Source organism: Candidatus Poriferisocius sp. (genome assembly GCF_965208355.1).
In the GTDB taxonomy this organism is placed as follows: domain Bacteria; phylum Actinomycetota; class Acidimicrobiia; order Acidimicrobiales; family Bin134; genus Poriferisocius.
In genome coordinates this window covers 2,685,003-2,705,047 of sequence record NZ_CBDBOM010000003.1, presented here as the reverse complement: position 1 = coordinate 2,705,047, position 20,045 = coordinate 2,685,003, and the positions used below count along the sequence as shown (strand labels likewise).

Annotated in this window: 14 protein-coding genes; 11 read left to right on the top strand and 3 right to left on the bottom strand. The window is 63.5% G+C overall.

The annotated features are described in order from the left end of the window. The first annotated feature begins 33 nt into the window (after positions 1-33). From ACOGXH_RS13835 to xsc, 3 genes are read left to right on the top strand one after another with little or no spacing between them, the layout of a single operon-like run. Positions 34-1,548: a 4Fe-4S dicluster domain-containing protein gene (locus ACOGXH_RS13835; RefSeq protein ID WP_419929678.1), complete on the top strand. Its 1,515-nt coding sequence runs from the start codon at positions 34-36 to the stop codon at positions 1,546-1,548. 14 nt (positions 1,549-1,562) lie between these two features. After that, complete coding sequence (locus tag ACOGXH_RS13830) at positions 1,563-4,376, top strand: molybdopterin dinucleotide binding domain-containing protein (RefSeq protein ID WP_419929677.1); 2,814 nt, start codon at positions 1,563-1,565, stop codon at positions 4,374-4,376. Between the two features lie 59 nt (positions 4,377-4,435). Then, positions 4,436-6,202 carry a sulfoacetaldehyde acetyltransferase gene (gene xsc, locus ACOGXH_RS13825; RefSeq protein WP_419929676.1) on the top strand — a complete coding sequence of 589 codons (1,767 nt, stop codon included), beginning with the start codon at positions 4,436-4,438 and terminating at the stop codon, positions 6,200-6,202. Between the two features lie 83 nt (positions 6,203-6,285). On the opposite strand, the gene ACOGXH_RS13820 is transcribed toward xsc, so the two are convergent. From ACOGXH_RS13820 to ACOGXH_RS13810, 3 genes are all read right to left on the bottom strand, one after another. Then, on the bottom strand, positions 6,286-7,485 hold the full coding sequence (locus ACOGXH_RS13820; protein ID WP_419929675.1) for a CaiB/BaiF CoA transferase family protein: 1,200 nt from the start codon (positions 7,483-7,485) through the stop codon (positions 6,286-6,288). 16 nt (positions 7,486-7,501) lie between these two features. Next, positions 7,502-8,710, bottom strand: coding sequence for a CaiB/BaiF CoA transferase family protein (locus ACOGXH_RS13815; protein ID WP_419929674.1), 1,209 nt, complete (start codon positions 8,708-8,710; stop codon positions 7,502-7,504). A 78-nt stretch (positions 8,711-8,788) separates the two neighbouring features. Beyond that, positions 8,789-9,409: a TetR/AcrR family transcriptional regulator gene (locus ACOGXH_RS13810; RefSeq protein WP_419929673.1), complete on the bottom strand. Its 621-nt coding sequence runs from the start codon at positions 9,407-9,409 to the stop codon at positions 8,789-8,791. Positions 9,410-9,458: 49 nt separating this feature from the next. Between ACOGXH_RS13810 and ACOGXH_RS13805 the strand changes: the two genes are divergently transcribed. From ACOGXH_RS13805 to ACOGXH_RS13770, 8 genes are all read left to right on the top strand, one after another. Beyond that, the gene (locus tag ACOGXH_RS13805) at positions 9,459-10,235 is read left to right on the top strand and encodes a TetR/AcrR family transcriptional regulator (RefSeq protein ID WP_419929672.1); all 777 of its coding nucleotides are present in this window, start codon (positions 9,459-9,461) and stop codon (positions 10,233-10,235) included. Positions 10,236-10,428: 193 nt separating this feature from the next. Next, complete coding sequence (locus ACOGXH_RS13800; protein ID WP_419929671.1) at positions 10,429-11,304, top strand: hypothetical protein; 876 nt, start codon at positions 10,429-10,431, stop codon at positions 11,302-11,304. A 40-nt stretch (positions 11,305-11,344) separates the two neighbouring features. Next, complete coding sequence (locus tag ACOGXH_RS13795; protein ID WP_419929670.1) at positions 11,345-12,301, top strand: cache domain-containing protein; 957 nt, start codon at positions 11,345-11,347, stop codon at positions 12,299-12,301. A gap of 235 nt (positions 12,302-12,536) precedes the next feature. Further along, a complete protein-coding gene (locus ACOGXH_RS13790; RefSeq protein WP_419929669.1) occupies positions 12,537-13,436 on the top strand; it encodes a hypothetical protein in 900 nt (299 codons plus the stop codon). A gap of 406 nt (positions 13,437-13,842) precedes the next feature. After that, a complete protein-coding gene (locus ACOGXH_RS13785; RefSeq protein ID WP_419929668.1) occupies positions 13,843-15,591 on the top strand; it encodes a DUF7380 domain-containing protein in 1,749 nt (582 codons plus the stop codon). Between the two features lie 271 nt (positions 15,592-15,862). Next, positions 15,863-17,449 (top strand): hypothetical protein, encoded by a 1,587-nt coding sequence (locus ACOGXH_RS13780; protein ID WP_419929667.1) that lies wholly within the window; start codon positions 15,863-15,865, stop codon positions 17,447-17,449. A gap of 671 nt (positions 17,450-18,120) precedes the next feature. Next, positions 18,121-18,963 carry an abortive infection family protein gene (locus ACOGXH_RS13775; protein ID WP_419929666.1) on the top strand — a complete coding sequence of 281 codons (843 nt, stop codon included), beginning with the start codon at positions 18,121-18,123 and terminating at the stop codon, positions 18,961-18,963. Positions 18,964-19,082: 119 nt separating this feature from the next. Beyond that, complete coding sequence (locus tag ACOGXH_RS13770; RefSeq protein ID WP_419929665.1) at positions 19,083-19,880, top strand: TIGR02391 family protein; 798 nt, start codon at positions 19,083-19,085, stop codon at positions 19,878-19,880. The last annotated feature ends 165 nt before the right edge of the window (positions 19,881-20,045 follow it).

The window sequence follows — 20,045 nt, the reverse complement described above, 5'->3', positions numbered from 1 at the left end:
TGGCATTCCCCAGATGAGCGCCAAGGGCGTCGGGTGACCCGACTCGGTTTCCTCCTCGACAGCGAGAGCTGCATCGGGTGCCATGCCTGTACGGTGGCGTGCAAGGCCGAGCACGACGTGCCTCTCGGCGTGAACCGAACCTGGGTGAAGTACATCGAGACCGGCACGTTTCCCGATGTAAACCGGCACTTCTCGGTGATGCGGTGCAACCACTGCGACGACGCGCCGTGCATCTCTATTTGTCCTACCAATGCCCTGTTCCGGGCCGACAACGGGGTGGTGGACTTTGACGATGACAACTGCATCGGCTGCAAGGGGTGCATGAACGCTTGTCCCTACGACGCCATTTACATCAATCCGGCCACCAACACAGCCAACAAGTGCAATTTCTGCAACCACCGCATTGAGCAGGGTCTTGAGCCGAGCTGTGTGGTGGTGTGTCCCACTCACGCCATCAAGGTGGCCGACCTCGACAACCCGGCCGACGCCACCACCGAGCTCATCGCCCAAAGCGACACCGCGGTGCGGGCGCCGGAGCAGAACACCCGGCCCAAGGTGCACTACCGGGGGGCAGATGCGGCTTCGCTTGACCCGTTGCGCACCGCAATCGCTGTCGACGGGATGATCTGGGCCGACACCACCGCCCAGCATCCGACGGCCGATCTCGGCGGCGATGGGGTGGAGGCCCGCACCGCCTACACCACGGCCCACCAGATGACCTGGAAGGCCAAGGTGTCGAGCTATCTGGTGACCAAGGCGGTGGCCGCGGGCATGATGATGGTGGCCGCCCTGCTGGTTCTGCTCGGCCACGGCGGAGAACAGGCGGTTGTGGGGGTGGCGCCGGCGGTAACCGCGGGGGTGTTCTTGGCGCTCACCGGCGTGCTCTTGGTGGGCGACCTGCGCCAGCCCGCTCGGTTCTACTACCTCATCACCCGGGCCAATCCCCGGTCTTGGCTGGTGAAGGGCGCGGTTGTGCTTGGGGCATTCGCCGCGGTAAGCGCGGCTTGGTTCATTGCCGGTGTGGCGGGCTCGGTGGGCGCGCTGCAAGGGCTGGCCGCGCCCGCTGCGCTGTTGGGATTGGCCACCGCGGGCTACACCGCATTCTTGTTCGCCCAGTGCGAGGGCCGCGATCTATGGCAGTCGCCCTTGGTGCTGCCCACGCTGTTGGCCCAAGCGGTTGTCGCCGGGGGTGCCGGCTACGCGGTGATGGAACTGGCCGCCGATGGTCCCGACCCTGTCGCCGTGCAGTGGGTTCTGTTGGCGGGGTTGCTGGCCACCGCAGTGCTGGTGGCCGCCGAGGTCTTGGGGCGGGGAACGCCCCATGTGGAGGCGGCGGTTGCGGCCATGACCCGGGGTCGATACGCCCGGCAGTTCTGGCTCGGAGGAGTCGTGCTGGGGCTGGCTGCGCCGGCAGTGCTGGTTGCGATCAGCCTCGCCGCTGACGCGGGGTCTTGGCTGGCCGCAGTGGCCGGGATCAGCGCCGTGGTGGGCATGTGGTGCTACGAGGACAGCTTCGTGCGGGCCGGCCAGTCCGTGCCGCTGTCATAGGCGGATGGCGACTGATGACTGACTTGCACCGCTACCCCCCGCACGAGACCTGGCACGACGCCACTTCGCTCGACGCTAAGGCCTGGCCCCGCCGGGTGGAGCTCCACCACACCCTGGTGCCCACAACCTGCTTCAACTGCGAGGCGGCCTGCGGGCTGGTGTGCCATGTGGACCATGCCACCGGTCGCATCGACCGCGTGGAGGGCAATCCCCTGCATCCGGCCAGCCGGGGCCGCAATTGTGCCAAGGGTCCGGCCACGCTCAATCAAATCGACGACCACGAGCGCATCCTGTATCCGCTGCGGCGGGCCGGTGAGCGGGGCTCCGGGCAGTGGGAGCGGGTGAGCTGGGACGAGGCGCTGGCCGACATCGGCAGCCGCATTCGAGGGGCTATCGCCGAAGGGCGCCACAACGAGGTCATGTACCACGTGGGCCGCCCCGGCGAGGACGGCTTCGCCGAGCGGGTACTCCAGTGCTGGGGCGTGGACGGCCACAACAGCCACACCAACGTGTGCAGCTCCAACGCCCGAGTCGGCTATCAGAGCTGGATGGGCCACGACCGCCCATCGGCAGATTTCGCCAACGCCGAGGTGATCTTCCTCATCTCGTCGCACCTGGAGTCGGGCCACTATTTCAACCCCCACGCCCAGCGGATCGTCGAAGCCCAAAGCCAGGGAGCCACTGTCATCTGCGTGGATCCCCGGCTGTCTAATACCGGCTCCAAATCCGACTATTGGCTGCCCGCCTGGCCGGGCACCGAGCCCTTCTTGTTGCTGGCCATCGCCCGGCTGCTGTTGCTCAACGGCACCTGGGAGCGCGACTTCGTGCGGCGCTGGACCAACTGGGAGGTGTACCTGCGCCAGCGCCACCCGCACCGCGCGATGGAGTTCGAGTCGGTGGGCCCGGCGCTGCTCGACGACTACGCGGCCTACACCCTTGAGGAGGCTGAGCGGGTGTGCGGGGTGCCCGCGGCCCAACTCATCGAGATCGCCGAGATCATCGGCGCCCATCCCACCAAGTTCGCCTCCCACAACTGGCGGGCCGCAGCCGCCGGCAATCTGGGCGGCTGGCAGACGGCCCGGTGCCTGTTCTTCCTCAATGTGCTCACCGGCTCGGTGGGCACGGTGGGGGGCACCACCGGCAACGGCTGGAACAAGTACAAGGCACCCCACCCGGCGGGCGCGCCGCCCTTTGAGCAGTGGAACGAGCTGAGCTGGCCTCGGGAATACCCGCTGGCCCACCACGAGATGTCGATCCTGCTGCCCCATTTTTTGGCCGAGGGCCGGGGCCGCCTCGAGGTGTACTTCAGCCGGGTGTACAACCCGGTGTGGACCAACCCCGACGGGTTCAGCTGGCTGGAGGCGCTCAAAGACCCCGACAAGGTGGCCTGTCACGTGGCGCTGACGCCCACGTGGTCGGAGACGGCGGTGTTCGCCGACTACGTGCTGCCCATGGGGGTGGGGGCCGAGCGCCACGATGTGGCCAGTTTCGAGACCCACGCCGGGCGGTGGATCGGCTTCCGCCAGCCGGTGCTGCGCCGCTACGCCGAGATTCGCGGCGCTGAGGTGGGCAATGGGTCGCGAACCCACGAGTTCAACCCGGGCGAGGTGTGGGAGGAGAACGAGTTCTGGATCGACCTGTCGTGGCGCATCGACCCCGACGGCTCCATGGGCATCCGCCGCTGGTTTGAGAGCACTGAGCGACCCGGCACGCCGATGAGCGTGGACGAGTACTACGGGTCAATGTTCGCGGCGGTTCCCGGCTTGGCCGACGACGCCGAAGCGGCCGGTCAGACCCCGTTGGAGTACATGCGCGACCGGGGCGCCTATGCCCTCGACGGCGACATGCACCAGCCCTATGAGCGGGAGGTGGACCCTGTTGAGCTGGAGGGATGCCACCTCGATGACGCCGGCGTGTACCGCCGCTCGGGCACTCCCGGCACGTGGTCGGGCTCGGCGGCCGACCTGGCCGGCTTGGAGCTGGCCGGCTTGGGGGACGGCTCCCCGGCGGTGCAGGTGGACGGAACCCCCAAGGAGGGCTTTCCCACGCCGTCGCGCAAACTGGAGCTGTACTCGGAGACGCTGGCCGACTGGGGCTGGCCCGAGTACGCCACCCCCACCTGGATTCCGTCGCACGTGCATTGGGAGAACCTCGATCTCTCCGGCGCCGAGCGCATCCTGGTTCCGACCTTTCGCATCCCGACCTTGATCCACACCCGCTCGGCCAACAGCAAGTGGCTGTCGGAGCTCAGCCATCGCCATCCGCTGTGGATCCATCCCTCAGATGCCGAGGCTCTGGGAATCGAGGTGAACGGGCTGGTGAGGATCACCACCCGTATCGGCCATTTCGTGATTGGAGCGTGGCGCACCGAGGGCATCCGACCCGGCGTGGTGGCCGCATCGCATCACATGGGCCGCTGGCGCCTCGATCCGGACAACGGCGGGTCGTGGACGGGGGGCGACGCCGACATTTCCAACGACGGCACGCGGTGGCGGCTCACCCGTCGAGGCCGACCGGAGCGCCATGCCAGCACGGATGACGACACCGAGCGGATCTGGTGGAGCGATACCGGCGTCCATCAGAATCTGACGTTCAGTGTGCAGCCCGATCCGGTTTCGGGCATGCAGTGCTGGCACCAGCGGGTGCGGGTGACGCCGGCTGAGCCCGGGGACTCACCGGGCGACGTGGTGGTGGACACCGCCGAAGCCCGCAAGGCCTATCAGGAGTGGCTGGCCATGACCCGCCCAGCTCCCGGCCCCGGAGGCCTGCGCCGGCCCTTGTGGTACTCCCGTCCGCTCAAGCCCAAGCCCTCGGCCTATGCGATCTGATCTTCTTGCCCGCGGGATCTCCTTCAACGGAGAATTCTCTTACACGAAAGGAACGAGCCATGACCCGCATGACTCCTAGCGAAGCGTTCGTGGAGACCATGGTCGCCCACGGCGTCGACACCATCTTCGGCATCATGGGCAGTGCGTTCATGGATGCCATGGACATCTTCGAGCCGGCCGGCATCGAGCTGGTGCCGGTGGTCCACGAGCAGGGCGCGGCCCACATGGCCGACGGATTTAGCCGGGTGAGCGGCCGCCACGGCGTGGTGATCGGCCAGAACGGGCCGGGCATCTCCAACTGCGTGACCGCCATCGCCGCCGCGTTCTGGGCCCACAGCCCGGTGGTAGTCGTCACCCCCGAAACGGGAACCATGGGCATCGGCCTGGGTGGCTTCCAAGAGGCCAACCAGCTGCCGATGTTCGAGGAGTTCACCAAGTACCAGGGCCACGTCAACAACGAGCACCGCATGGCCGAGCTCACCGGCCGGTGCTTTGATCGGGCGCTGTCGGAGATGGGGCCCACGCAGCTCAACATCCCCCGCGACCGCTTCTACGGCGACATCGACGTGGAGATTCCGCAACCGCAGGGCCTGGATCGGGGCCCAGGCGGCGAGCGCACCCTGAACGAGGCGGCCGAGCTGTTGGCCGGTGCCTCGTTCCCGGTGATGGTCTCCGGCGGCGGGGTGGTGATGGGAGACGCCATGGCCGAGACGGTGGCGCTGGCCGAGCGGCTCGGTTGCCCAGTGGTCAACAGCTACCTGCACAACGACTCGTTCCCGGCGTCGCATCCCCTGTGGTGCGGGCCGCTCGGCTATCAGGGCTCCAAGGCGGCCATGCGGCTGATCTCGAGGGCCGACGTGGTGCTGGCGCTGGGCACCCGGCTGGGACCGTTCGGGACCTTGCCCCAACACGACATGGACTACTGGCCTGCCGAGGCCAAGATCATCCAAGTGGACGCCGACAACAAGATGCTCGGGCTGGTCAAGCCCATCGACGTGGGCATCTGCGGCGACGCCGGCGCGGCCGCCACGGCGCTGCTTCAGCGCCTGGAGGGTCGGGAGCTGGCGTGCGATGCCACTCGGGCGCAGCGAGCGGCCGAGATCGCCGCCGACAAGGCCGACTGGGAGGCCGAGCTGGACGACTGGATCCACGAGACCGACGACTTCAGCGTGGACATGATCAAGCAGGCCGCCGAGGAGCACTACAACTGGATGCACCCCCGGCAGGTGCTGCGCGAGTTGGAGAATGCCATGCCGGAGCGGGTCATGGTGTCCACCGACATCGGCAACATCAACTCGGTGGCCAACAGCTACCTGCGCTTCGAGGAGCCCCGGTCGTTCTTCGCCGCCATGAGCTGGGGTAACTGCGGCTATGCGCTGCCCACCATCATCGGGGCCAAGAAGGCTGCGCCGGATCGCCCGGCGGTGGCCTACGCCGGTGACGGGGCATGGGCCATGAGCATGGTGGAGACCATGACCGCGGTGCGCCACAACATCCCGGTGACCGCGGTGGTGTTCCACAACCGCCAGTGGGGCGCGGAGAAGAAGAACCAGGTGGACTTCTACGGTCGCCGGTTCGTGGCCGGCGAGCTCGACGGCGGCGAGGACTGGTCGGAGGTGGCCCGGGCCATGGGCGCCGACGGCGTGCGGGTGAACGAGCTCGAAGAGGTGGGCCCGGCGCTGACCAAGGCCATCGACGCCCAGATGAACGGCGGCCGCACCACGGTCATCGAGGCCATGTGCACCATGGAGCTGGGCGACCCATTCCGCAAAGACGCCCTCAAGATCCCCACCCGCCACCTGGACAAATACACCAACTACACCTGATCGCTGATGCACTAGGGCCAATAGAGCCAGTAGTTCAGGACGAATCAAACCTCGACCATATGTAGTTGCCGGGGGAGTCTCGGTCAGATGATGCCTTCGGCTCTGAGAGAGTCCAGCTCGGTGCCGGACAGGCCGACCACTTCCGACAGCACTTCGTCGGTGTGCTCGCCCACGCGGGGCGCGCCACTCGGAGCGGAGGGCACTTCGCCCAGCACGCGGGGGAATGGCGCCTGCTGACGGACCGGTCCGACGATCGGGTCCTGAACCGTGCAGATGTCTCCCCTGGCCAAGACGTGTTCGTCAGCGGTGAGGTCGGCAACGTCGTAGATCTTGCCGGCGGGTACGTCGCAGGCGACGCAGCGGGCCTCTATGTCGTCGGCGTCGGCCTCCGAGACCCATTGGGACACGATGGCGTTGATGTCGGCCCGGTTGCGGGCTCGGGCCGCCGCGGTAGCGAAGCGCTCGTCGGCGACCAGATCGGGGCGTTCCATTGCCCGGCACAGCCGTTCGAAGAAGGTTTGGCTGCCGCCGACGATATACACGTAGCGCGAGTCGCGGCTGGCGTAGTTGCCGACCGGCGCGGCGATGTCGAGGCTGTCGGCCGAGCGGTTGCGGACCATGCCGAGTCGGTCGTAGGCGGCGATGGTCCACTCCATGATGCGCAGCACTGAGCCGTACATGTACACGTCGATGACCCCGCCGGTTCCGGTGCCGCGAGCGTCGCGTTCATAGAGCAGGCTGGTGATCGCCTGAGCCGCGAACAAGCCGGTCAGATAGCCGGCGATGTTCACCCCCGGCCTCGCCGGAGGCCGATCGGGGTCACCGGTGAGGTGCATCAGCCCGCTGAAGGCCAGCGCGTTTCCGTTGAGTCCCGGCTGAAGCGACTTCGGGCCGTCTTGACCGAACACGCTGAAGCGGGCCGTCACCACTTGAGGCGGAAGACGGGAGGGGTCGATGTCCCAGCGTTCAAGGGTGCCAGGGCGGAAGCTCTCGCACACCACGTCACTGGTGGCGGCCAGGGAGCGGAAGATCTCCTGCCCCTGCGGGCGGCGCAGGTCGATGGTCACCGACTTGCGGCCCCGGCCCTCCACTGACCAGTAGAGGGAGTACAGCTCATCGCCGTCTTCGACGTAGGGGCCGAGTTCGCGCAGTCGGTCGCCTCGCCCCGGCTCCTCGATCTTGATGACTTCGGCGCCCTGTTCGCCCAAGATCCCGGCGCAGAACGGAGCCGAGACGCGGGACCCCAAGTCGATTACCCGCAGTCCTTCCAAAGGTCGCCTCATACATTCTCCGATCTGCTCAAATCACGTTTCGCCTTTTCAGAGCGGCAATCTCGATTTCAGAGAGGCCCAGCAGGCTCGAGAGCACCTCGTTGGTGTGCTCTCCCAACCGGGGCGCGCCCTCGGGCACCGGAAGCGAGTCGCCATCGAAACGAGGATAGGGGGCCTGTTGGCGGACCGGGCCGATGACGGGATCATGCACGGTGCACACATCTCCTTGAGCACGCACATGGTTGTCGGCAACCACGTCGGCCGCGTCGTAGACGACGCTGACGGGCACCCCGCGGCGACCACAGCGCTCTTCGATGGTGGTGGCGTCCAGTCCCGATGCCCACTCGGCAACGGTCTGGTTGACAACCTCCCGATTGTGGCGTCGCGCCTTTGGTGTGGCGAAGCGCTCGTCGGTCAGCAATTCGGGGCGGTCCATTGCCTCACAGAGGCGTTCGAACACTGCCTGGCGCACGGCCACAATGCACACATGCCGGCCGTCGCGGCTTTGGAAGTTGTCGAGCGGCGCAGCGTTGTCCGACCTGTTGCCCGTGCGCTGGCGCACCGAGTTCAGGCGGTCGTAGGCCGCGATGGTCCACTCCATGATCCGCAACACCGATCCGTACAGGTAGGCGTCTACCACGCCACCGGTTCCGGTGCCCCTGGCGTCTCGCTCATAGAGCAGGCTGGTCACGGCCTGAGCCGCGAATATTCCGGTCAGATAGTCGGAGACAGAAAGGCCCGGCCGGGTTGGGGGCTGGTCGGCATGTCCGGTGAGGTGCGTCAGCCCGGCGAACGCGACAGCGTTGTGGTCGAAACCGTTATACAGAGACTTGGGTCCCTTCTGGCCGTACAAGCTGATGCGGGCTGTGACCAGCTTCGGGTCGAGCCGGGACGGATCGATATTCCAGCGCTCCAGCGTGCCGGGTCGGAAGTTCTCGCACACCACATCGGATTTCGAAGCCAAACGCCGAAACAGGTCCTGGCCCTCAGAGCTTCGAAGGTTGATGGTCACCGACTTGCGCCCCCGGCCCTCCACCGACCAAAAGAGGGAGTAGAAGTTGCCGTCGCTATCAGTGGTAAATGGCCCGTTGGTACGGGTCTTGTCGCCGCCAATGGGATCCTCGACCTTGATTACCTCCGCCCCCTGTTCACCCAGGATCCCGGCGCAGAACGGGGCCGCGATCCGAGTGCCCATATCGAGCACCCTCACCCCGGCCAGAGGCTGCCTCACCGCCACTTCGTCAAAATAACAACTACAATCCCTGGTGGCCCACCTGTCTTGCCCTGGCGTGTGTTTTTCTGTCCTAGTGAGGTCCTATTGGCTGGGTGGTGTGGCCAGGCTGTGAAAAAGGGTTCTGATGAGAGCTTCCCAATCCGAGGCGGTAGGCAGATGTTGGTCGTCTCGGCTAGCGGAAAGCAGTAGGTGGGTGCCGACTCCGACGGCCTGGATTAGCAAGGCGACGGCGGCGGTGCTGTAGCCGGGGTCGAAGTTCGCCTCGCCTCGGCCTCGATCGACGATGCGCCCAATTTGGTGGGCCTGCTCGTCGAGGAACCACCTCAGGCGCTCTCGCACCGCGTCGTTGTTGCGGGCGCTGGCGAATACCTGCACCATCACGTCTTGGGTGTCGTCGCCGGACAAGATGTTGGCGGCCCACGCCGAAAAGATGTCGATCACCGGCCACTCGTCGATGCCCAGCTGCTTGATCCTCTGGTCGGGCAGGATCTGGTCGAAGATGTGGTCGGCGGCCGCAGCCATCAACTCGCTCTTGTTGGCCCACCGACTGAACACTGCGCCGGTGGTCAATCCGGCGCGGCGCGCGATGTCAGCGATCACGGCACGGTCATAGCCGTGCTCCACAAACACCTCAGCCGCAGCATCCAACAACCGCGTTGTGGTCTCATCCGAATCCCTGCGCCGCACGTCATCGTCGGCCACGTGCACCCCCCCAAAGCAGAAGACTAATAAGAACACAAACTATCTGAAGGTGAAGCCCAGGATCGGTTTGACTTGCGGGCAATTTGAACTTGCTTGTAGTTTGTGCTATTATTTGGAATTCTGGCGCCTGCGGGCCGGAACGCGGGCGGGTTGCGGCTATCGTGGATTTGCCATGCCGTCCACGCCAGCGCCCCACTCCCGAACTCCAAGCAGGGGGAGCAGTGCTGAGGAATCGACCGAGCGCCTCCTGGATGCCGCCGCCAGCGTGTTTGGCGAGAACGGTTTCGAAGGCGCGCGAGTTGCCCACATTGCACGCCGATGCGGTCTGACGACAGGGGCTGTCTATTCCCGATGGCTGACCAAACAAGAGCTGTTCCTCGCGGCAATAGAGCACCGGGCTTCGCGGGGCACTGAGAAGTTGTCGAGTCGTTCCGATATGTCGACGCTCGAGAAGATCGCCGTTATGGGCAGCAAGTTGATGGAGTCCGGTGACGACGAAGCCGGCAACCTGTTGCTTGAAGCCTGTGTGATTGCCCGACGCGACGATTCAATGAGTGTGGAGGTGTCGCGGTCCCTGGAAGAGGAGGGGGCGGTGATCGCCGGCATGATTGAGGCGGGCAAGGCCGCAGGGGAAGTCGACGCGTCGCTGAGCACCGAGGCGATCGTGTTCGCATGCCAGTCGCTCAGCCTCGGAGTCAGGCTGGCCGCGGCAGCCGCACCACGTCGGGGAGGGCAGCCTTCAGAGGAAGACTGGAATACGCTGCTCGGCCGGTTTATTAACTCCATTGGCCCGAATGCTGGAGGGTCTGGCACATCCAGCGACTGAGGAAACCGTCGGCACCATCGACGGGCACCCACGCCCTGGACGCCATGAATCCCAATTCCTAGAGGCCTGCTGCTGGCGCGCCCTAGCCGCCTGAATCAGCACGGGACGCCATCCCTTATTTGAAATGTAGTAGGTACTACGATTTATCCTCTCAGGCTGATAGTAGTACGAACTCCAATGAATGGGAGGCACAATGAAGGCATCTACGACCGGGCGCGCCCACCAGCGGTATCTGGTGGCAGTGGCGTGCGTGTTGGCATTGGTTGCGACGCTCTTGCCGCTTTCTGTGGTCGGCGCGCAGAGCAGCAGTACCGGCAAGGTGCGCGAATTGAAGCTCTACATGTGGAACCCGAGTCAGGGCGTGCAGCCGGGCGATTACCTCAAGTGGGAGAGGCCGACCACGGGCCGGAGCGACATCGTCGATTACACAGTTGAGCGCCAGACCCGCACCGACAACCGCTGGAGTTCTTGGTCGCATATAGCGGACGTAGGCACCTCGGTGGACCCGAAGATCTACGACATCACTACATCGCAGCCCGCGTGCACCGACTGGAATTACCGGGTTCGCGCCAACTACAGCAACGGGACGTCAGGCCCATGGTCGAAAGCGTGGAACATCTTGACGGCGCGCCGGTATCCGGCGCGGCCCAACCTGGACACCACCCACAGCGGAACCGTCAATGTGATCAACACCGCGACCAATACCGTGGAGTTGACCGCAAAGTGGCCCCAGGCCTACTGCCAGACGGACTACCAGGTGTGGTACCGCACCCGCTCCGGGGGCCGGACTGGGAACATCAACGCCAACTGGTCGGCGTGGCAGCTGCTTGAGGGCGGCCCTTCCACTGAAGGTGCCGAGAACGTCGACGATGTCTATCCGGGAACGACGACCAGCACGACTTTGGAACACAACTTCACCAGACGGGGAGTCGGCGTACAGATGGCGGTCACGGTCAAGAACCGGGTGGGCTGGAGCTACTGGAGCTATATGCGATGGACCTGGGGATTCCGGGTTCCGTGTTCCGATTGCGGTTGGGTGGCAATCACCAGAGGCGACCTCGACGACTAGCAGACCCCCAACCCCGCCATACCGGAGAGGACACGAGTTCATGAAGCCAATCAAGTCGTACGCGTGCCGTCAGCTGTGCCGGTGGCTGCTGGTGCTGGTTGTCGCCGCTTTAGCGGTGCAGGCGTGCAGCAACGATGACGCGGCACCAGATGATGCCGGGCCGGCAGCCGCTCCCGGCGCCGAGCAAGGGCCCGATCCGGCCCAGTACACCCAGCAGGTGGTGCAGGATGCCATCGACATGTACGAGTCCTCGGGTCTCGACGCCGCGGTGGCGCACTACAGCGATCCCGCGAGCATCGACGGCCAGTGGTACGTGTTCATCATCGACGGCGACGGCGCGCTGTTGGCCCACTACCAGCCCGAGAGGGTGGGCCAGAGCCTTCACGGGTGGATCGGCACCGACATCAACGGATACGAGTTCGGGCCCGAGATGATGTCGGCCGACCACAACGGCAAATGGGTTCCCTACGTGTTCACGAATCCCGCCGGAGGCGTGCTGGACGACACTGCGGAACTTGCCTTCGAGCTGAAGAACGCCTGGGTGGTACGCCACGATGGCCTGTTGTTCGGCTCTGGCTGGTACATCAGCGCGGAGGAATTCCTGCCGGAGCTCATCGCCGAGGCCGCAAAGCATTACCGCTCCGGCGGGCTCGAGGCGACTCTGGCCTTCTACAACAACCCCCAGGGCATCTCGGCGGGACTGGAGACGGCGGTGAGGTATTACAACAGCACCAACACGGTCGACGGCTACTTCACGGGGATCATCGCTGCCGACGACGGCGAGATTGTCTCCCACATCGATCCTGCGATCATCGGTACCGCCATTGAGGATCTGCTGGGGCCGGCGGTGAGCAAGGCGACGCCTGAAGGTACGTGGATCACCGCGGAGGACAACGACCCCGGTGCCGGCGGACCCGACACCATGCGCGTCTGGCTCGTGGACGTCGACGGAACCCTGATCGGCGGCGGCTGGTACACCCCCAGCGGTACTCCGTGAGCGCACGGACCTGGGCGTTCGTTGTGCAATTGTAGTAACAACGACTATTCTCTGGGACATGGCAAGGCTTTTCGGCAACAGCTCGGCAAACTCAATCGCAACTTCCCTCTCCGACCCGCGGGGTTTCCACTCGGCCCGGCGCGCCCGGTTGCGCTGGCCGCGCTGGGCCGTTCTAGTTGCCGCATTAGCACTGCTGGCGACGGCAACCAGCTTCGGCCCGGCCGCGGCCCAAGGAGTGAATTCAGAGGATTCGACCGAGCAGTTCGGGCGCACTCCTTCCAAAGACATCACCGTCAACTTGGACAGTTCCCTGAGCCTGTGGGGCACCCTCGACGACGCCGGACTCGGCGAAAAGCTGTGGGTCCTGGGACACACCTTTTTGCTTGACGATGGCGGCTGGGTTGAAGCGAGCAGCCGCTATTCGTATGACCTGACCTCAGGCACCCAATTCGGCAGAACCCTCAGCGGTAATGCCTTCAATGACCCCGGGGTGGACCGGTCCGGCCTGTGGTCGGACGGCACCACCGCCTGGTTGCTCCGGGACGCTACCGCCCCAGACGGGGCACCGATTTCAGGCCGCAACAAGATCTTCGCCTACACGCTGAGCGACTGGAGCCGCGACTCCAGCAAGGACATCACCCTCCAAGCGCAGAACGAAGACCCGATGGGCCTGTGGTCGGACGGCACGACCATCTACACAGCCGACACCGTGGACAAGAAGGTGTACGCGTACACGCTGTACACAACCGACGACAACGGCGACCAAGTGTTCAGCGGGGTCAACGACAGCACCAAGGAGTTCAGCCTCTTCGGCGGCGGCAACTCGGCGTATTCCGACGGCAACGCCCTACCCGGAGGCCTGTGGTCCGACGGCACCACGATGTGGGTTACTGACGGAGACAGGAGTGTGTACGCCTACACGCTGGCCACCGGTGCCTACGACTCCGCCAAGACGTTCAGCGCAGTGATTTCCATCACCATACCGCCGAGCCCAACACGACCCCTGGGCGCCCAGACACACGTCACCCCCCACGGCATCTGGTCCGACGGCACAACGGTGTGGATCAGCGACTACACAGACGGCGACGTCTACGCCTTCAACCTGACGGGGAACCCACCAGTAGGCGGCGTCTAGACACTGAGTCATTTGCGAGCAGAGAGGTGCCATAGCCGAGCGCCTCTCCGTGGCTCCTCGGGATCCGTAGTGGCCAGCCAATAGCTGGCTGACACAACCCATCACCCCTAACTCCCGCTGCCCACCTAGAATTCGTCACTTAGCAATAGGCGCCAGCCCGCCCACGTAGGCGTGTGCGCGAAATTGAGTAGAGCCTGATCAGGGGCTCGTCGGAATTGAGGTTTGGGACGGGTTTCGCCAGATTCTGGAACTTTTTTGGCCACTGCCGGCTAGTGCGGCAGTGTTTTCCCTGGTCTGAGGGGTGTGGGAACTGGTGGTCTCCTTGCACGCCGGCGTTCTTTTTCCATCGCATGTGGGATGGGGAAATTCGTAATGCCAAATTTTATGGGTGTGATTTACTGGCCTGATGACTGGTGATGGCTCGAGCGACTATGGACCCGTTGACGGCTCGGCGCTGGCTGCGATGGTTGATGCTGCGATCTGTGAGATGCCGGGGCTGGGCAAGCGTCTGTCTCTGTCTGGCCTTGGCAGGCACTTGATCGGGGAGCTGGCTGATTCTGATCCGCTGCGGGGTTTGGCGGTCGGGTTGCAGTACCGGCTCATCGCGAATGCTGATTCTGAGGCCCGGCAGTTGTTTGGCCCTTTCGGCCCGTTCTTTGAGGGAGTGCTTGAATCCGGCGAGCCTTTTCGGATTCCACAGGATCTTGGCGAGGTCAGCTCCGATGCAGTCGAGGTTTGGCGCTTGTGCGCTCTTGAGGATGTGCATCCTTTGGTTCGGGCCCGTCTGGCCGATCTGCTGTGGGAGGTCGGGCAGGGAGCTGAACCGCACGAATGGGCCTTTTTGGCCATCGACAGCTATGCGGCGGCGGCTGGCGCCGACTGGGGGCATCCGATAGAGGTGCGGGACGGCCTGCTACGAGCGCTCGAGCTGTGCCTTTCGCTCAACCAGCCCGATCGGAATGTCCCTGTCCTGGCTGCGCTGGCAGACATGGCCGAGCGCTCTTTGGCCAGCACAGCTGACGAGCCCGGTGTTGTCATCCCGATTCTCGAAGTGCTGGCTGAGCGCGGCGAGCCAGCCGCAGAGCTGCTCACCGGCGAAGCGTTGGAGGTCTATGGGGATGACCCCAGGGTCATGGAGTCCGTGTTGGAGATCCATGCTCAGTTCTGCAGCCCCGACGAGCGCGAGGAGATTTGGGAACGGCAGGTAGCCGGATATGTGACGCAAGCCGACCTGGCAGAGGGGATGCGCAAGCATGCCCTGCTGAGGAGGGCCGCAGAACTGGCGGCCTCCAAGGGTCTCACAGCGACCCATGACGAGATCGTCACCCGGATCGAGGCGATCGACTGGGACGAAATGGGCTACGGAACAGCCCAAGCCGAAACCGAGATTGATGGGGAAGTGATTGAAGAATGGGTGTCGTACTTTGTTGGCGATGACGACCTCGACTCGGCCCTTGCCCGATTCGGATCGTATAACCCGGCCGGCGACCTCGACGAGAACCGGGACTTCGTCGAGCGCCTGGCCCAAGAGCACCCAATCCAGCGCCTGATTCCCTGGAGGGTCATGGGTGACTACAACAGCGTTGTGTGGGAGGTTTCAGACGTCGAGGGCCACCAAGAATTCGACCTGTACCGGCACGAGCAACAGAGCATCTTGTTCTTCGCGCAGCTGCCCGGGTTGCAGGCCTTGCGGCGCATCGTGTCCCGCTACCCCGCCTCTGCCGAAGCGCTGACCGAACTGTTCACCACTCAGCTCGTCGAACCGGCGGTCGCAGAGCGCATCGCCCGGTCAGTCGGGCTGTGGCAGCAAGGAGACCCCGACGCTGCCGTGTCGGTTATCGCGCCGCGCCTTGAGCGGGCCATACGCCACGCATGCCATCACGGCGGGCTAAGAGTCACCAGGCAAGCCGACATGGCACGCGGCATGCCAGGAGGGGTTCTCAGCCTGGGTGCGCTGCTGTCATCGCTGGAAGGCAGGCTCGAAGAATCAGAGCGTCGGTACCTTCGCGGCGCGCTCGTAGAGGTGACCTCGCTGAACCTTCGGAACCGAGTCGCCCACGGCCAGATCGACCGCGCATCAGACACGGATTTCGTCGTTTTGTTCCACATCGCCTGCTGGCTCCGCCTCCTGATGGTGTCCGCCCCGGAGACATAGGAAGGTGGTCGCGCTACTGATGCCTTCTGAACAGGTAGGTCGTGGGAATTGCGGCATCGAACGCGTTCAGTCGAGTTCTGGCATCTACTGGCTCGAGCAACCGGATCTACAGCGTCTTCCCAGGCCGTTGGTGCTGTTGCGAAAAGCGACTTAGCGCACTGAGAGGGCCAGCGCGGGATCCTTCCCCCGTGGGGGCTGTGGCCTTCACCTGTGGATTGGGACCGCAAGAATTTTCGGTGCACTGGCGTTGCGGTGGGGCTACGTTTCCAACATGTCTGTGGTCGGCAGATCTCAAGCTGTGGGCATTCTTCTAGCGGTCAGTCTTGTGGCGTGGCTGCCTTGGATTACAGGCGCAGATGCTCAGGGGGGTAGCCGCGGGCCGACTCTGCACGACATCTCTGTTCGCGATGAGTTGATCGCGGATCAAGAGGCTCTTTTGAACATTTACCGCTGCAATTTCGATGTCAACACCCATCTTGTTCCTGGCGGGTGCGTAAGCGGCAAGCCCGGGCACGGTAGGCAAGGTCCGGCACCGTTCGAGGGGCCCCCTACCAGAGCCGACATATCGAAGCGCGACTGGCTGATCGCCGTTCAGGAATTGGATCTCAACATCTTCCGCTGCCGGTTCAAGGTGGACACCCACGTCATTCCAGGGGGCTGCCCGACAGAGCCGCCTGAGTTTCCCGAGCCTTTGTCATGGGAGTCCTCCGGCGACTCCTATTCCTCCGGTTTGGGGATCGAGCCATACAGCTGGATGTTAGGCGAGAACTCCGACGGCTATTGCAAGCGGAGCGACGAAGCATACGGCCCCAAAGCAGCCGAGATTCTGCGAGAGAGAAAATGGGAAATAGACTGGCAATCGGAGACGATGACCGCCTGCTCAGGGCACCACATCGAGCAGTTCTTCAACTTCTATCCCGACGTCGAATCATTTCGTTTTGGGATAGAGAATAGAACGACAAAAAGAGGGCTCTGGGATCAAGGGAGATACAGCCAGGCCGGACCTGAGAGGGTCGATGTGCTGACTTTTTCGTTCGGGGGCAACGACATCGGTTTCGGCAGGTTTGAGAAGAAGCTGTTGGACTGTTTCAATCCATTCAGCCGATGCTCCCCGTTCACAGACACAGCAGACAATATTGCGCACCTGCTTGACCCAATTCACAACTGTACGGGGCTTCGCTATGAGAAAGAGGAGCCTGGCAGATATACCTGTGATCTGCTCATAGACGAGAAGTTCTCGGCATTCGAATCAGATGATATCAGGGGCGGGCTAGCCGACTTCTATGTTCATGTTGTGAACATCACACTCACCGATCGCGGTCGGCTCTATGTGGTGGGATATCCCGCACTTATCGCCGAGTTCGATGAGTGGCAAGATGGTGGCAGTGGCGAAAGAGCGCAGGGGTGTTCCGACAAGTTGCGATATGTCCCCGATGGTCCTGTAGAGGATGTAGTCAACGCCCTCAATTGGTTGGCCAGGACCCTCAATTCGACCATGAAACAGGCTGTCGGCCGTGCAAATGCCGAATTGGGAGACATTCGCGTGCACTATCTGGACCTGTATCGGCTATATCGCACGGGCACCCACCAGACGATGCTGTACCCCGCCGAGAATCTCGTCGAAGCAGGTGAGTTAGGCGAATGGGACTATGGAACCGGGGGTTCGCACGAGCTCTGCGGGAACAATGAGGGTTGGATGCGGGGACTTGGAGGAGATGCGCGCCTTCATCCCACCCAGGCGGGTCATGCTGCTGCTGCGGAAGCGCTTGCTGATTTGATCATGGAAACCCATCCTTATTTGAAGGAGCTCAACAAGTACCATCGAGACAGAAGTCTTTATCTGTTCACACGTGAGTAATTGCAATACGGCGCGGCTCATACAGATTATCTTCGAAAGTTCGCCGCCACCATTGATCACGGCTTGATCGCACGATATCCAGGGGCTTCACTGAACGTGGAGGAAAGTCACTACCTCAGGATCGGAAACTATAGGCCTAACTAGATATCCGGGTCGTCATCGCCCTCATACCTGATGTTGTGCTTGAAAGGCGTCTCGGCTGACTCTTCGACAAAAAGGTGGCTGAGAGCTGACGGGCGCACAAGCCCTGGGTCGTGTCCGTAGGCCCCCATCAATGATCTCACCGTTTCGAGCATCCATGGATGCGCTCTGGGCGACACAAACACTCCGTGTTTCATCAAAGCGTGGACCGACATAATTTTGACGCTGGTGCCTGAGGCTGGCGAGACAGCAGCGGGGACGAACACGCCAACGGAATCATTCGGGAGAGGAATAGGAGCGGGGCTGGCGCGATATCGGAAATATCCTCGTTCACCTGGGCCTTTGGATTGTCGTTCCGAGTGCGTTTGAAAGCACTTTGCCCGAATTAAGAAGGGACTATGACGGTTTCATTACGGTACGTGTCCTGCGGTGGGGTCGTTGAGTCTGGAGGAGCGCCATATGCAGGGGATTCGAGCTGGTGAGAAAACAGTCCTTGAGGCTCGAGGGAGAGCGGTTACAGTCAGGGTGTTTTGAGCGCCGATCTTGTCCATTTGCGCGTGCGACGCGAGTTTCGGGAGCTGTGCTCGGGTTGGGGGACGCTGCGCCTAATTGAGGATGCGTTTGATGCTGAGGGGTTCGTGCCTGGTCCGGAGCCCGAGGAGTGGGAAGTCAGCGGAATGCGTCGCCGGCTGTTCGACTCCTATGCAGATGTCATCGACTGGCAGAACAGAGAGCAGGTCGATAGGGCGATGCGGGTCTTCGAGGAGGTCTGGTCGTGGGGGGAGGGAGTCGAGGCTGAGTACCGCGAGAGGGAACTGGCCAAGATGCTCCGTTTGCTTGACAAGGATGGATACACGATCGACGACCGGGGACGTATCCGCCCCGCCCGCCTTCCCCGTTTGGCTGAACTGCCGCTCGAGCACCTCGACGACCCGGCTTCCATCGAAGAGCACCTCGGCCGGCTCGACCCCGACGACCCCCCGCTAGCCATCAGCTCGGCGAAATCGCTGATCGAGGCCACATGCAAGAAGGTCCTCGAAGCCCTCGGGGAGGAATACGAGGAGAGGGCCGAGGTTCCCCAGCTCGTCAAGTCCGTCCAAATGGCGCTCAAAGCCCACCCTGAGACAATCGCCCCCACCGCCAAGGGCAAGGACACCATCGTGCGCGTCCTGGCAAGCCTGTCGCAGGTCGCCATCGGCGTAGCCGAGCTGCGCAATGAGTACGGCACCGACCACGGCAGGACAAGGCCCAGCAAGGGACTCGGTCCTCGACACGCCCACCTTGCCGTTGACGCCGCCCACACTTACTGCCGCTTCCTTCTCCAAACTCTCCATGACCGCCTGCCTGAGGCCAGCCAGCGACCGGCGCCTTGAGCGCTCCCCAAGAAATAGAGCGGAGATCGTGCTTGCTTGAGCGTCGCCCTCCAGAATCCCTGAAGTAGGCCTGTAGAGTGCCGACCGGACAGCCGTTCTCCACAGGAAGCGAGACATCCGTGTCCATTGCCGACCCCAGCGCCGCACTCGAAGAAATCGGCAGATTCATCGACCTCATAGTCAAGGACAGAGAGCTAGAGGAAGCCGAAAGAGGAGGGGGTCGCCCGTACCAGCGGAAAGGTGGCGGGGACGACGAGCGGGGTCGCGTCAATACTGAAATCCTGCGACTCCAGCCACTGATCGAGGCCATAGCCCTCGAGGTCGACCCCTACGAAGCCTCAGATAGATTCAAGCGCTACACCACCGTGGCAAGAGGTTGGGGATGGGGCGCGGCTCTGAACGCAGCGGAGCGATTGATCGGCATTCTGGAGCAGCAGGAGAAACTCGATGCGATCCTCGGCCCGAAGGGCCCGCTCCTGGCCGCTGGGGACTTGCACAGATGGGTCTGGAACGCGGCGGTCGATCTATGGGACAGCGGCCACTTCAAAGAAGCCGTCCAGTCTGCCGCGTCCGCGGTCGAAGAACAGACTCGCCTCAAAATCGACCGTAGCGACGTCGCAGGTGCCGCGATCTTCGGCGAGGCCTTCAGCCTTGACCCGCCCAAGGCTGGCAGGCCCAGGTTGCGCTTCCCCCATATTCCCGAAAAGGCCGGAAGTGGCGAGAGATCGCAAGAATGGATTTCAGCGCACGAGGGCGCGATGTCGTTCGGCCGAGGATGCTTCCAAGGGATCCGCAATCTCCAGGCGCACGGCACAGCCGACCTCCCTAAACAGCAGGCCCTCGAGTGCCTTGCGGCCCTCAGCGTGCTCGCCCGCTGGGTGGATGACGCCAGGCTAGACAACAGGGGCCACAGCTGAGCGCTCTCGGAATTCTACCGGGGTGAGTGCGACGCGAAATGACCCCTGGTCGAGGGCTTGAGATTCTGTGAGTTGGAACGCGTTTTGGCTGATTCTGACCCGCTTCTTCTTTACCCTAGATCAGGATGCCGCGAGAATTGCCTTGAAGCACGGTCGGCCAGTGCA

Coding starts and splice junctions, on each gene's coding strand:
- ACOGXH_RS13830 (WP_419929677.1), top strand. CDS start 1,563: ATGACTGACTTGCACCGCTACCCCCCGCACGAGACCTGGCACGACGCC.
- xsc (WP_419929676.1), top strand. CDS start 4,436: ATGACCCGCATGACTCCTAGCGAAGCGTTCGTGGAGACCATGGTCGCC.
- ACOGXH_RS13820 (WP_419929675.1), bottom strand. CDS start 7,485: ATGAGGCGACCTTTGGAAGGACTGCGGGTAATCGACTTGGGGTCCCGC.
- ACOGXH_RS13800 (WP_419929671.1), top strand. CDS start 10,429: ATGAAGGCATCTACGACCGGGCGCGCCCACCAGCGGTATCTGGTGGCA.
- ACOGXH_RS13795 (WP_419929670.1), top strand. CDS start 11,345: ATGAAGCCAATCAAGTCGTACGCGTGCCGTCAGCTGTGCCGGTGGCTG.
- ACOGXH_RS13785 (WP_419929668.1), top strand. CDS start 13,843: ATGACTGGTGATGGCTCGAGCGACTATGGACCCGTTGACGGCTCGGCG.
- ACOGXH_RS13780 (WP_419929667.1), top strand. CDS start 15,863: ATGTCTGTGGTCGGCAGATCTCAAGCTGTGGGCATTCTTCTAGCGGTC.